General features: G+C 70.4%; 13 protein-coding genes and 1 tRNA gene. 4 read left to right on the forward strand and 10 right to left on the reverse strand.

Translation table 11 applies throughout. The features are described from left to right. The first annotated feature begins 10 nt into the window (after nucleotides 1–10). Complete coding sequence (locus tag AB0D34_RS31405) at nucleotides 11–1,624, forward strand: long-chain-fatty-acid--CoA ligase (protein WP_362667546.1); 1,614 nt, start codon at nucleotides 11–13, stop codon at nucleotides 1,622–1,624. Nucleotides 1,625–1,725: 101 nt separating this feature from the next. Here AB0D34_RS31405 and AB0D34_RS31410 read toward each other — a convergent pair. The 6 genes from AB0D34_RS31410 to ehuB form a co-directional block, all read right to left on the reverse strand. Then, a tRNA-Lys gene (locus tag AB0D34_RS31410) sits at nucleotides 1,726–1,799 on the reverse strand. A gap of 155 nt (nucleotides 1,800–1,954) precedes the next feature. Then, nucleotides 1,955–2,713 (reverse strand): IclR family transcriptional regulator C-terminal domain-containing protein, encoded by a 759-nt coding sequence (locus tag AB0D34_RS31415; RefSeq protein ID WP_362667549.1) that lies wholly within the window; start codon nucleotides 2,711–2,713, stop codon nucleotides 1,955–1,957. 220 nt (nucleotides 2,714–2,933) lie between these two features. After that, nucleotides 2,934–3,710: an ectoine/hydroxyectoine ABC transporter ATP-binding protein EhuA gene (gene ehuA / locus AB0D34_RS31420; protein ID WP_362667551.1), complete on the reverse strand. Its 777-nt coding sequence runs from the start codon at nucleotides 3,708–3,710 to the stop codon at nucleotides 2,934–2,936. Between the two features lie 10 nt (nucleotides 3,711–3,720). Continuing rightward, entirely contained in the window at nucleotides 3,721–4,371 is a 651-nt protein-coding gene (ehuD, locus tag AB0D34_RS31425; protein ID WP_362667553.1) for an ectoine/hydroxyectoine ABC transporter permease subunit EhuD, read from the reverse strand. After that, nucleotides 4,368–5,066, reverse strand: coding sequence for an ectoine/hydroxyectoine ABC transporter permease subunit EhuC (gene ehuC / locus AB0D34_RS31430; protein ID WP_362667555.1), 699 nt, complete (start codon nucleotides 5,064–5,066; stop codon nucleotides 4,368–4,370). Before ehuC ends, ehuD begins: the two co-directional genes overlap by 4 nt. Further along, nucleotides 5,063–5,983 (reverse strand): ectoine/hydroxyectoine ABC transporter substrate-binding protein EhuB, encoded by a 921-nt coding sequence (gene ehuB, locus AB0D34_RS31435; protein ID WP_362667558.1) that lies wholly within the window; start codon nucleotides 5,981–5,983, stop codon nucleotides 5,063–5,065. The genes ehuC and ehuB overlap by 4 nt, the downstream gene beginning before the upstream one ends. 97 nt (nucleotides 5,984–6,080) lie before the next feature. On the opposite strand from ehuB, the gene AB0D34_RS31440 reads away from it, so the two are divergent. Continuing rightward, entirely contained in the window at nucleotides 6,081–6,575 is a 495-nt protein-coding gene (locus AB0D34_RS31440; protein WP_362667560.1) for a DUF3830 family protein, read from the forward strand. Here the strand turns inward: AB0D34_RS31440 and AB0D34_RS31445 are convergent. Continuing rightward, nucleotides 6,572–7,969 (reverse strand): amidase, encoded by a 1,398-nt coding sequence (locus AB0D34_RS31445; RefSeq protein WP_362667563.1) that lies wholly within the window; start codon nucleotides 7,967–7,969, stop codon nucleotides 6,572–6,574. The genes AB0D34_RS31440 and AB0D34_RS31445 overlap by 4 nt on opposite strands. Before the next feature lie 22 nt (nucleotides 7,970–7,991). Further along, complete coding sequence (locus AB0D34_RS31450; protein ID WP_362667566.1) at nucleotides 7,992–8,939, reverse strand: D-2-hydroxyacid dehydrogenase; 948 nt, start codon at nucleotides 8,937–8,939, stop codon at nucleotides 7,992–7,994. 254 nt (nucleotides 8,940–9,193) lie between these two features. Between AB0D34_RS31450 and AB0D34_RS31455 the strand changes: the two genes are divergently transcribed. Together AB0D34_RS31455 and AB0D34_RS31460 are read left to right on the forward strand one after the other, a co-directional pair. Next, nucleotides 9,194–10,018, forward strand: a complete 825-nt coding sequence (locus AB0D34_RS31455; protein ID WP_362667568.1) for an aspartate/glutamate racemase family protein — start codon at nucleotides 9,194–9,196, stop codon at nucleotides 10,016–10,018. Further along, nucleotides 10,015–10,746: a decarboxylase gene (locus AB0D34_RS31460; RefSeq protein ID WP_362667570.1), complete on the forward strand. Its 732-nt coding sequence runs from the start codon at nucleotides 10,015–10,017 to the stop codon at nucleotides 10,744–10,746. Before AB0D34_RS31455 ends, AB0D34_RS31460 begins: the two co-directional genes overlap by 4 nt. A 333-nt stretch (nucleotides 10,747–11,079) precedes the next feature. On the opposite strand, the gene AB0D34_RS31465 is transcribed toward AB0D34_RS31460, so the two are convergent. Both AB0D34_RS31465 and AB0D34_RS31470 read right to left on the reverse strand, forming a co-directional pair. Continuing rightward, nucleotides 11,080–11,655 (reverse strand): hypothetical protein, encoded by a 576-nt coding sequence (locus AB0D34_RS31465; protein ID WP_362667572.1) that lies wholly within the window; start codon nucleotides 11,653–11,655, stop codon nucleotides 11,080–11,082. Between the two features lie 11 nt (nucleotides 11,656–11,666). Beyond that, nucleotides 11,667–11,933: a hypothetical protein gene (locus tag AB0D34_RS31470; RefSeq protein WP_362667575.1), complete on the reverse strand. Its 267-nt coding sequence runs from the start codon at nucleotides 11,931–11,933 to the stop codon at nucleotides 11,667–11,669. Between the last annotated feature and the right edge of the window lie 22 nt (nucleotides 11,934–11,955).

The following is an 11,955-nucleotide window of genomic DNA, read 5'->3' on the forward strand; positions in this document are numbered from 1 at the left end:
GTACGCCTCCATGGACTCCAGGAGGCGTACGGTCGCGGAGCTCGTCGCCGGACGGTGGGGTGACCACCGGCCCGGGCTGTGGTTCGAGGGGGACAGGCTCACCCATCACGAGGTGGCCGCGGGTGCCGCCGTCCGGGCGGCGCTGCTCACCGACCTGCTGCCACCCGGCGCCCACATCGGGGTCCTTCTCGACAACACCTCTGAGTATCCGTTGTGGTTGAGCGCGGCCGCCGTCGCCCGCGCGGCCGTCGCCGGCATCAACCCCACCCGCCGGGGCCCCGAACTCGCCCGCGACATCCTGCACACCGAGTGCCGGCTGCTGATCACCGAACCGTCCCGACTCCCCTTGCTACGGGGCCTCGACCTGCCCGGCGTCCGCCTCCTGGTGACCGGCACCGAGGAGTACGACACCCTGCTCGCGCCCTACGCCGGTGCCGAACCGGACGCCTCCCGCGCCACCCCCGAGGACCGTCTCCTCCTCTACTTCACCTCCGGCTCCACCGGCGCCCCCAAGGCCGCGCTGTGCTCCCAGGGCCGACTGGCCGCAGCCGGGCGTTCCCTGGCCGACCAGTTCCGGCTCGGTCCGGACGGGGTGCACTACGTCTGCATGCCGATGTTCCACGGCAACGCGGTGATCGCCGACTGGGCGCCCGCGCTGGCGAGCGGGGCCGGGGTCGCGCTGCGGCGGAGGTTCTCGGCGTCGGGGTTCCTGACGGACGTACGGCAGTACGGGGCGACGTACTTCACCTATGTGGGCCGGGCGATCCAGTACGTCCTCGCCACCGAGCCGCGCGAGGACGACCGGGACAACCCGCTGCGGCTCGGCTTCGGCACGGAGGCGGGTGCCGTGGACGCGGCGGCCTTCGAGCGGCGGTTCGGGGTGCGGCTGGTGGAGGGGTACGGGTCCTCCGAGGGCGGGGCGGCGATCCAGTGGGCGCCGGGGACTCCTCAGGGTGCGGTGGGGCGGGCGGGGCCGGGGCTCGTCGTACTGGATCAGGAGACGCGTGCGGAGTGCCCGCCGGCCGTGTTCGACGCGGCCGGGCGGCTGCTGAACGGGGACGAGGCGATTGGGGAGCTGGTGAACCAGGGGCCGAACCCCTTCGAGGGGTACTGGCGCAACGCGGAGGCGGAGGCCGAGCGGCTCCGGGGCGGCTGGTACTGGACCGGCGACCTCTTCTACCGGGACCGTGACGACTACCTGTACTTCGCCGGCCGTACCGACGACCGGATCCGGGTCGACGGCGAGAACCTGGCCGCCGCGATGATCGAGAACATCCTCGCGCGGTACGAGGGGGCGGACGCCGTCGCCGTGTACGCGGTGCCGGATCCGGTGACCGGCGACCAGGTCATGGCGACGATCGCCGGGAGCTTCTCGCCGCAGGACTTCGCCGAGTTTCTGCGCCGCCAGCCGGATCTGGGGACGAAGATGGCGCCCCGGTTCGTACGGGTGGTGGAGCGGATGCCGGTCACGGCGACGAACAAGATCAACCGGGCGCGGCTCAGGAAGGAGGGGGTCGACTGCGGTGACCCGGTGTGGGTCCGCGAAAACGCCGAAGGGCCCTTCGCTCCCACGAAGGGCCCTTCACCGGTGCGCCGCCAGGGACTCGAACCCCGGACCCGCTGATGCTGCGTCTTCTGGGGGCAACCCCCAGACCCCCGGCCGCCTTCTCGGCACCCCGGGATACGCCGAAGGGCCCCTCGCTCCCACGAGAGGCCCTTCACCGGTGCGCCGCCAGGGACTCGAACCCCGGACCCGCTGATTAAGAGTCAGCTGCTCTAACCAACTGAGCTAGCGGCGCATGACTCTCGCCGTCCACCTCTCGGCGGCTGGCGACAGAGAAAATACTACCCGGTCGGAGGGGGTGCTTCTGACCACGGGCGAGCGGTCCCACCCAGGGGGGCGGGCCTGTGGGCGCGATCAGCCCCCACAGGCCCGAAGGCGACGGACGACCTCCTAGATCGCCAGTGACAGGAGAACCGGTGCCGCCCCCTTGTTCAGACGGTCCGTCGCCGCGCGCAGCCGATGCGCCTGCTGGACCGGCAACGACAGTGCGAGGCATCCCACCAGCGACCCCGCCGTGATCGGCACCGCCGCGCACACCGTGCCCACCGCGTACTCCTGCAGGTCGAGGTGGGGGACGGTCGGCGGCTGGGCCTCCAGGCGGGAGAGCAGGAGCTTGTCGTTGGTGATGGTGCGCGAGGTGAGGCGCGTCATCCGGTGCCGGGAGAGATGGTCGCGGCGGCCGTTGTGGTCGAGCTGGCTGAGCAGGCTCTTGCCGAGGGCGGTCGCGTGGGCGGAGGAGCGGAAGTCCACCCACTCGTTGACCGCCGGGGTCGCGGGACCGTCGGCGTACTGGGCGATGGTGACCTCGCCGTCGACGTACCGGCTGATGTAGACGGCCGCACCGATGGAGTCGCGCAGCTCGTCGAGGGTGCGCTGGAGCTTCTCGCGCAGCGCCTGGTCGCGGCCGTGGGCGGAGCTCAGCCTGGTCAGGGCCGCCCCCGTCACATACGCGCCGTCGGCGACCTGCTCGACGTACCCCTCGCGGCGCAGCATCCTCAGGAGCGTGGTCAGCCGCTCGGGGTCGAGGCCGGTGGTACGGGCGAGTTCGGCGTCGGTGACTCCGGTGGTGTGCCGCGCCACCGTCTCCAGGACGCGCAGTGCGTCCTGGGCCGAGTGGTACGGCGCGGTCGGCTCGTGCTTCAGCGCCACGGTGGTTCCCCCTGCGGCTCGCTCGTGCACTACTACTGGGCAGTAATCCGGAAAGCGATCCCTTCCACGATAACCGTCAAAAGGCTGGTAGTGAGCGGCTGTTGACGAGATTCCGTCCCCGGGTCGGGGCTCTCAGCAGGGGCGCTGACACGCTGGCATATGCCAACGACATGACCCGGGTCCGGGACCTCGAACATTGAACGTCGTTCACCTCTTGTAGTCACAGCACCGCGCTGAGAAATTCCCGGGTCCGGTCCTGCTCCGGGTCGCTGAAGATCTTCTCCGGGGCTCCCGACTCGATGATGCGGCCCGAGTCGAACATCAGGACCTGGTCGGAGATGTCCCGGGCGAAGTTCATCTCATGGGTCACGCAGAGCATCGTGATGTCGGTGGTGCGGGCGATGTCCCGCAGCACGTCGAGGACGCCGGCGACCAGCTCGGGGTCGAGCGCGGAGGTCACCTCGTCCAGCAGCAGCACCTGCGGCCGCATCGCGAGCGCCCGCGCGATCGCCACCCGCTGCTGCTGCCCGCCGGACAGCTGCGTCGGCCGGGCGTCGCACTTGTCGGCGAGCCCCACCAGGTCGAGCAGGTCACGCGCGCGTGCCTCCGCCTCGTCCTTGGACATGCCGAGGACGGTGACCGGCGCCTCGGTGATGTTCCTGAGCACCGACATGTTCGGGAACAGGTTGAACTGCTGGAAGACCATCCCGATCTTCTTGCGCACCTCGCGGAGCTGCTTCTCCGGCGCGGGGAACAGCTTCTCGCCGTCGACGGTGACCGTGCCCTCGTCGGGCTTGGTCAGCGTCATCAGCATCCGCAGGATCGTGGTCTTGCCGGACCCGGAGGGACCGATCAGCGTCACGTGCTTGCCGGAGTCGACGGAGAAGTCCAGCCGGTCCAGGACCGTGTTCGACCCGAAGCGCTTGGTCACGTTCTCGAAGCGGATCAGTTCGCTGCCGTCCACCGGCGGGTTGGTGTTCGCGTCGGAGTCTTTCATCAGGGGGGTGTCAGCGGACAAGACGTCGCTCCAGGGATCGCAGGAGAAGGGAGGCCAGGTAGGAGACGAGAATGAAGGCCACGCCGATCACCGTCAGGGGCTCGGTGAACTCGAAGTGCTGCTGCGAGAAGTTCCGGGCCTGTCCGAGCATCTCCAGCACCGTGATCGCCATGAGCATCGGCGTGTCCTTGAGCATCGCGGTGACGTAGTTTCCGAGCGCCGGGACCACCCGCCGGATCGCCTGTGGCAGGATCACCACCTGCCAGGTCCTGACGCGCGGCAGGTTCAGCGCCGTCGCGGCCTCCCACTGGCCGACCGGCACCGCCTCGATGCCGGCCCGGTAGACCTGCATGGTGTACGTCGAGTAGTGCAGCCCGATGGTGAGGACGCCGGTGGTCATCGCGGAGAGGGTCAGGCCCCACTCGGGCAGCACGTAGAACAGGAAGAACAGCTGGACCAGCAGCGGGGTGTTGCGCACGAACTCCGTGACCACCGACACCGGCCAGCGCACCCAGCGGCTCGGCACCCTCATGAGCAGCGCCCAGACGAGTCCGAGCACGAAGGAGATCAGCGAGCCGAGGACGAGGGCCTGAAGGGTGACGAGCAGCCCGTCCCAGAAACTCGGCATGAAGTCGGCGACGGCATTCCAGTCCCAGGTCACGCGACACCACTCCCCACGGTCTCAGGCACCTTGACCTCGCGGGTGGGCGCCTTGCCGACGCCCGCCTTCAGCTTCTTCTCCAGGCCGCGCATCAGGCGGGTCAGCAGGAAGGCGATCACGAAGTAGATGAGCAGGACGTACGTGTAGATCTCCGCGCTCTCCTGAAGCGCGAGCCGTACGAGGTTGCCGCTGAAGGCCAGGTCGCCCATGCCCATCACGGACACCAGCGCGGTGCCCTTGAGCAGCTCGATCAGCAGGTTGGAGAAGGTCGGGATCATCTCCGGCACCGCCTGCGGCAGCAGGATCAGCCTGAGCCGCTGCCAGGGCGTGAAGCTCAGCGCGATGCCGCCCTCCTGCTGCGCCGGATCGACCGCCTGGAGTCCTCCGCGCACGATCTCAGAGCCGTACGCCCCGTAGGTCAGCCCGAGCGCGAGCGTGCCCGCCCACATCGGCACCAGCTGCCAGCCGAAGGCAGGCGGCAGCACGAAGAACACCCAGAAGATCATCACGAGTGCCGAGGTCCCGCGGAACACCTCGGTGTAGAAGCCCGCGAGGAAGCGGACGATCCACAGCCGGTGGGTGCGCGCGATCCCGACGATGAAGGACACGGCGGTGGCCAGCAGTGCGCTGAACACCAGCAGTTGGACCGTCGTCCAGACGCCCCTGAGGACGAGTTCCCACAATCCCGAGGTCATACGGCGCCTCCTCCCGCGCACAGCTCCTTCGCGGTGAGGGTCGTCATCTCCGTCTCCGTGAAGCCGAAGGGTCGCAGGATCCGGAGCACCTCCCCGCTCTTCTTCAGCGCGTGCAGTTCGACGTTGAAGGCGTCCCGCAGATTCGTCTCGGTCGGCCGGAAGGCGAACGCGCCGCCGTCGATGTGCGGCTTCCCGTCCACGATCGCGGAGAACGGTTTCGTCGCCTCGGCCTTGCGGGACTTCTTCACCACCGCACGGGTGGTGACCGCGGTACCGGCGAACACGTCGGCCCGCCCCGCCTCCACGGCGTTCAGGCCCGCCACCTGGTCGGGGACCAGCAGGATGTCGCTCTCCTTGTACCCCGCCTCGACGACGTACCCGATCTGCGCGTTCCCGGTCGAGGTGCAGAACCTCGCCTTCTTCCGTACGACGTCCTCGTAGTTGTGCAGGCCCAGCGGATTGCCCTTCTTCACGACGAAGGAGTCCTGGATCTGGTAGTCGGGGTCGGCGAAGATGACCTGTTGGCAGCGCTCGGGTGTCACATACATCCCGGCGGCGACGACATCGAACTGCTGCGACTTCAGCCCCGGGATGAGTGAGCCGAAGTCCGTCGGCACGGGCTGCACCCGGTCCACCCCGAGCCGCTTGAAGATGGCCGAGGCCAACTCGGGCGCCTCGCCCGTCAGTTCGCCGTTCTTGTCGATGTACCCGAAGGGGATCTCACCGGCGATTCCCAGCCGTACGACACCGGCTGCCCTCAGCCGGTCGAGGAGGTCGCCGCCGTTCGTGGTCGAAGCGGTCGCCACGCGCGAGCACCCGGACACGCCGAGCACTCCGGCCGCCGCCACCCCCGCGAGCAGCGACCGGCGTGTGGTTCCGGAGGAGGTGTGTATGCCATGTTCCAGTGGTGGAGCCATGGCGGCGCGGCTACCCGACCGAATGCGACTTATGCAGATCGATTTGAGCCCCGTTCCGCACGAAGGCCCTCTTGACCGGCGGGGGACCATGGAATGCATGGCTGACCGCTACATCGAAGTCTCGCTGGTCAAGCGCGGGATCACCGCGACCGCAAAGCTCCTCGACGACCGCGCGCCGATCACCTGCGCGGCCGTGTGGAACGCCCTCCCGCTCGCCGGCGACGTCTATCACGCAAAGTACGCACGCAACGAGATCTACGCCCTTTTCCCGCCTTTCGCGGAAACAGAGCCACCCCTGGAGAATCCGACCATCACCCCCATACCCGGCGATCTCTGCTATTTCTCCTTCGCGGGCGCCCAGCTCGGCACCAAGTCCCACGGCTACGACCGCGAGGTCGACGCGGGCGCGACACTCGTCGACCTGGCCCTCTTCTACGAACGCAACAACCTGCTCCTGAACGGCGATGTGGGCTGGGTGCCGGGCATCGTGTGGGGGCAGGTGGTGGAGGGCCTGGACGCCCTGGCCGAGGGCTGCAACGACCTCTGGCGGGCGGGCGCCCTCGGCGAGAGCCTGCGTTTCAGCCGGGCCTAGGCGGACGGCGCGATCCCCGCGGCTCCCGTCCCGTACAGGGCGTGAGCCGCCCGCAGCACCAGGTCGTCCCGGTGCCGGGCCGCCACGAGTTGGAGTCCCACCGGCAGCCCGTCGCCGTCCGTGCCGACGGGGACGCTCGCCGCCGGCTGCTGCGTCATGTTGAAGGGGTACGTGAACGGCGTCCACCCCGTCCAGCGGCGGTGGCCCGAGCCCTTCGGGACCTCGGTGCCCGCCTCGAACGCGGTGATCGGGAGCGTCGGGGTGACCAGCAGGTCGTAGGAGTCGTGGAAACGGCCCATGCGGCGGCCGAGTTCCATCCGGACGTCCACCGCGGCGAGGTAGTCCAGCGCGCTGTACCGCGCCCCCTGACCGCAGATCTCACGGAGCCCGGGATCCAGCAACTCGCGTTGGTGCGGCCCCAGATGCTGGGTCACCCGGGCCGCCCCGCTGAACCACAGGGTGTGGAAGGCGTCCACCGGGTCGGTGAAGTCGGGGTCGGCCTCGGTGACGTACGCGCCCAGTTCGGCGAGGCGTTCCACGGCACGGCGGACCGCGGCCGCGACCCCGGGCTGTACGGCGACCTGGCCGCCGAGGGACGGCGAGTACGCGATCCGCAGGCCCCGCACCCCGCCCCGCAGAGCCGCCGTATACGGACCGGATGCCGGGCCCAGCGCCGACCAGTCGCGGGAGTCCGGCACCCCGATCACGTCCAGCAGCAGCGCCGCGTCCGCCGCGTCCCGGGTCATCGGGCCCACATGGGCGAGCGTGCCGAACGCGCTCGCCGGGTACAGCGGCACCCGCCCGTACGTCGGCTTCAGCGCGAAGATCCCGCAGAACGCGGCCGGGATACGGACACTGCCCCCACCGTCGGTGCCGAGCGCGAGCGGCCCGGCCCCGAGCGCCACGGCCGCGGCCGCACCCCCGCTGGAGCCGCCCGTGGTGCGCGTCGGGTCGTACGGATTGCGGGTCACGCCCGACAGCGGGGAGTCCGTCACGCCCTTCCAGCCGAACTCGGGGGTGGTGGTCTTGCCGAGGAAGACGGCACCCTGTTCGCGCAGTCGGGCGACGGACGGGGCGTCCTCGTCCCAACGGCCGGACTCCGGGATCGTCTTGGAGCCTTTGAGGGTGGGCGCTCCGCGCATCAGGAGGATGTCCTTCACCGTGACCGGCACCCCGTCCACCGCGCCGGACGGCTCGCCGCGCCGCCACCGGTCGGCCGAGGCGCGGGCCTGTGCCAGGGCCTCCTCGCCGGTGACACGGACGAATGCATTCACCTCGGGCTGGATCTCCTCGGCCCGATCCAGGGCCGCCCGGGTGGACTCGACGGGGCTGAACTCGCCCTTGCGGTAGCCCTCGACGAGTTGTACGGCGGTCAGTTCCGAGAGGTCCTGCATGTGCTGTCCCTCCGTTCGACGTTCAGTGCCCTGGGACATACCCGCGTTGCTTGTCGACCACGTTCGTCAGTGCTCGGCCCGCGGCCCAGCGCTCGTACATCTCCACGAACTGCGTGCCGAGTTCATCGCGCCAGCCGATCGTGTCGCCGCTCATGTGCGGGGACACGATCAGCCCCGGGACCTGCCACAACGGGCTGTCGGGCGGCAGGGGTTCGGTGTCGAAGACGTCGAGGGCGGCACCGGCGATCCACCGCTTGGACACCGCCTCCACCAGCGCGTCCTCCACGACCAGCTGACCGCGGCCGATGTTGATGAACCGGGCCGAGGGCTGCATCATCCCGAAGCGCCGGGCGTCGAACATGCCCTTCGTGTCCGCGGTGAGCGGTGCGGCCGCGATCACCCAGTCGGCGCGGGCCATCAGCCGGTCGAGGTCGTCGGGGCCGTGGATCCCGGTGCGGGAGCGGCGGCCGACGAGGGCGGTGGTGATGCCGAGCGCCTTCAGGGTGGCGACGATCGCCCGGCCGATGGGCCCCGAACCGACCACGCACGCGCGCGTGCCGGCCACCCGCTGGGACTCCCGGTGCCGCCACACGCCCTCCCGCTGGAGTTCCAGGGTGCGGGGCAGGTCCTTGGCCATGGTCAGGACCAGCGCTGCCACGTACTCGGCGATCGGCTGGTCGAAGACACCGCGCGCGTTGGTCACCCTCGTGTCGGAGGCGGCGAGTTCGGGGCACATCAGGTGGTCCACGCCCGCGCTCGCCGTGTGCACCCAGCGCGGCCGCGGGCCCTCGCCCGGCCACGCGTCACGCACCGCGGTCGAGGTGAAGTCCCAGACCAGCAGCACATCGGCGAACGGCAGCCGTTCGGCGAGCGTGGTCGCGTCCGCGTGCTCGATCCGGGCCCGGCCGGTGAGCTTTCCGAGGCGTGGCAGGGGATCGGCGTCGAGGACGAGGAGGGTGGGGACGGACATCGAGGCACCGTTTCTACGGAGAGCCGCGCGGCCGGGTTCTGCACATCCAGGCGGGGTGACCGACCTTTTTCCGCCGGTTTCCGCACCGCGGCCGAGCGTCTGACGTGGGCGGGGACGCCGGTGGCAACTCCGGCGTGACGTGAGCGTGACATGGGCGGATTGACCACGCTCGCACCCGAACCTACCTTCGTCAACACGGGCGTTGTGCACGTTCCGCTGTCCCCCCGTCTCCCACCGTGAGGCCGGTCCCTGCCATGGACGTTTCCTTTCTAGGTGGTCCGCGCCCGCAGCGCGGTGTCGGTGTCGTCGCCCCCTTCGACTTCGCGCTCGACCGTGAGCTGTGGCGCTGGGTCCCCGACGAGATCTCGCTCCATCTGACCCGCACCCCGTACGTCCCCGTCGAGGTCAGTCTCGACCTGGCCCGTCTGGTCAGCGAGCACGAGACCCTGCACGACGCCGTGCGCACGCTCAACGCCATCGCCCCCGAGGTCGTCGCCTACGCCTGCACCTCCGGCAGCTTCGTCGGCGGGATCGCCGGGGAACGCGCCATGTGCGCGGCCATGACCAGGGCGGGCGCGGTCCCGTCCCTGACCACGTCCGGCGCCCTCCTGGACGCCCTCGCCGAGCTCGACGTACGCCGGGTCGCGTTGGTGACGCCGTACACCGTGTCGGTGACCAGGTCGCTGGAGGAGTACGTCGCCGAGGCGGGCGTCTCGGTCACCGGGTGCGCCTACATGGGTCTGACCCGGCACATCTGGAAGGTGCCCTACCGCCAGGTCTCCGAGATGGCCCACAAGGCCGTACGGGCCGACGCCCAGGCGCTGTTCATCAGCTGCACCAACCTGCCGACGTACGACGTCATCCCGCAACTGGAGGCGGAACTGCGCATCCCGGTGATCTCGGCCAACCAGGTGACCATGTGGGCGGCGTTGCGCCGACTGGGTACCCGAGCCGTGGGACCGTACCAGGCGCTGATCGACCCGGCGGCGAGGTCCGGTCCCGTGCGCCCGGAGATTCCGGGTCTGCCGGAAGTCCGGGAACTGCCGGACGGAGAACAGCAGCAGGAAGGCTGGACATGACCGCACTCGGATTCCTCTACCCGGGCCACTCCGCCGAGGACGACTACCCGCGCATCGAACAGCTCCTGGGCAGCGACATCCGCCTCGACGTCGTCCACACCGACATCGGCACGGACGCCCACCGCGTGGACGCCCTGCTGGAGATGGGCTCGGCCGCGCGGCTCGCCGCGGGCGTCGAGGAACTGCGCATGACGGGTGCCGAGTCCGTCGTCTGGGCCTGTACCAGCGGCAGTTTCGTCCACGGCTGGGAGGGCGCCCACGAACAGGTCCGCACCCTGGCCCGCACGGCCGGCCTGCCCGCCTCCTCGACGTCGTTCGCCTTCGTGCACGCGGCCCAGGAGATCGGGGCCGGGCGGGTGGCGGTCGCGGCGACCTACCCGGACGACGTGGCGGGCCTGTTCGCCGATTTCCTGCGGGCGGGCGGTATCGAGGTCCTCCAGGTCCGCGGCGCCGGGATCATCACCGCCGCGGAGGTCGGCACCTGGGGCGAGGAGGAGGTCTTCACGCTGGCCCGGGCGGCCGACACCCCGGACGCCGAGGCGGTCCTCCTCCCGGACACGGCCCTCCACACGGCCACCCACATCCCGGCCCTGGAGAAGGAACTCGGCAAGCCGGTCCTCACCGCGAACCAGGTCACCGTCTGGGAGGCGCTGCGCCTGGCCGACCGCAGGGTGAACGCGCCGACACTGGGCGCGCTGTTCACCAAGGAGCCGATCGTCCAGGTATGAGGCGGACGCGCCCGCCGGACTCGCCGCGGGTCTTCGTGGCCGTGTCCGGCGGTGCGCCTGCGGCGCCGGCCACCGAGTCCGGGGCGCACCACCGACGGTCCGTCGCCGTCACGGGTGGCTTGGTGCGCAGTCGGCGGTGCTGGAGGTGGCCGTAGAGGACGTGGCCGTAGAGGACGTGCCGGCCCACGCATCTGTGGGCCGTGTCCGCCGGCGCGCCTGCGGCGCCCGCACCGAGTCCAAGCGCACCGCCGACGGTCCGTCGCCGGGTTCAGGTGCGCACCGCGGACCGTCCGTCGCCGGGTTCAGGTGCCCACCGCCGACGGTCCACCGCCGTCACCGGTGGTTCACCGCCGACGGTCCACCGCCGTCACCGGCCACTCCCCACCCCCGGTCCTGATCCGCCCCGGCGGTGAGCGCCGCGCGCATCGTGCGCAGCCGCCGGTGCTGGAGGTTGCCGTAGAGGACGAGCCAGCCCACGAAGACAACGCTGAACACGGCGAAGCCGAGGGTCTGCCGCAGCTCCGCGGTCAGGGCCGTCAGCACCACGACGGTACCGAACAGCAGGACGAGGAAGATCTGGGCCGCGACGCGATGGCGGGAGCGGTGCAGGCGCTGTTCGACCAGGTCACGCATGGCCTGCCGCTCCTCGGGCGCGGTGGGGACCTCGCCCCGGCGCAGCTTGCGGTCCAGTACGACGAGACTGTCCGTCGATCCGGCGGCCCGCTTCTCCTTGCGGCGCACGACGGCCACGACGACGATCCCGCCGAGTGCGGTAAAGGCCATGCGCGCCAGGACCGAGGCGGGCGACCGCCCGGGGAACAGCAGCAGGACCAGGGCGGAAGCGGCCAGCACGGACAGCAGGTACTGAAGCCACAGATGCCTGCTGAGCAGGTCATTGACGCGGTCCACGGCGTTCCCCCTCACAGCCGGGTACGGGCCCGGCGGCGGATGCCGAGGATCCGCATCGTCAGACCGAGGGCGAGCAGGACGAGGGCCACGGCGCAGTACGCCCACGAGCCCGTGCCGCGCACTGCGTCGACGCAGGTCAGGACCGCCCACAGGCCGGCCACGACACACAGCGCGGTCCACGCGGTGTCGGCGATACGGATGGACAGCTGGTCGCGTTGTCTGGTGCCGGGTTCGAGGGTGCCCGGCCCTTGCGTTCGCGGTGTCTTCGAGCGCGTCATGGAGTCTGCCTCCGTTTGGGTA

Source organism: Streptomyces sp. NPDC048420 (genome assembly GCF_040651535.1).
In the GTDB taxonomy this organism is placed as follows: Bacteria; Actinomycetota; Actinomycetes; order Streptomycetales; family Streptomycetaceae; genus Streptomyces.

Bases quoted from the DNA above. Each gene is read 5' to 3' on its own strand.
- AB0D34_RS31405 (WP_362667546.1), top strand. From the start codon at position 11: ATGGACTCCAGGAGGCGTACGGTCGCGGAGCTCGTCGCCGGACGGTGG.
- ehuA (WP_362667551.1), bottom strand. From the start codon at position 3,710: ATGAAAGACTCCGACGCGAACACCAACCCGCCGGTGGACGGCAGCGAA.
- ehuC (WP_362667555.1), bottom strand. From the start codon at position 5,066: ATGACCTCGGGATTGTGGGAACTCGTCCTCAGGGGCGTCTGGACGACG.
- ehuB (WP_362667558.1), bottom strand. From the start codon at position 5,983: ATGGCTCCACCACTGGAACATGGCATACACACCTCCTCCGGAACCACA.
- AB0D34_RS31440 (WP_362667560.1), top strand. From the start codon at position 6,081: ATGGCTGACCGCTACATCGAAGTCTCGCTGGTCAAGCGCGGGATCACC.
- AB0D34_RS31445 (WP_362667563.1), bottom strand. From the start codon at position 7,969: ATGCAGGACCTCTCGGAACTGACCGCCGTACAACTCGTCGAGGGCTAC.
- AB0D34_RS31450 (WP_362667566.1), bottom strand. From the start codon at position 8,939: ATGTCCGTCCCCACCCTCCTCGTCCTCGACGCCGATCCCCTGCCACGC.
- AB0D34_RS31455 (WP_362667568.1), top strand. From the start codon at position 9,194: ATGGACGTTTCCTTTCTAGGTGGTCCGCGCCCGCAGCGCGGTGTCGGT.
- AB0D34_RS31460 (WP_362667570.1), top strand. From the start codon at position 10,015: ATGACCGCACTCGGATTCCTCTACCCGGGCCACTCCGCCGAGGACGAC.
- AB0D34_RS31470 (WP_362667575.1), bottom strand. From the start codon at position 11,933: ATGACGCGCTCGAAGACACCGCGAACGCAAGGGCCGGGCACCCTCGAA.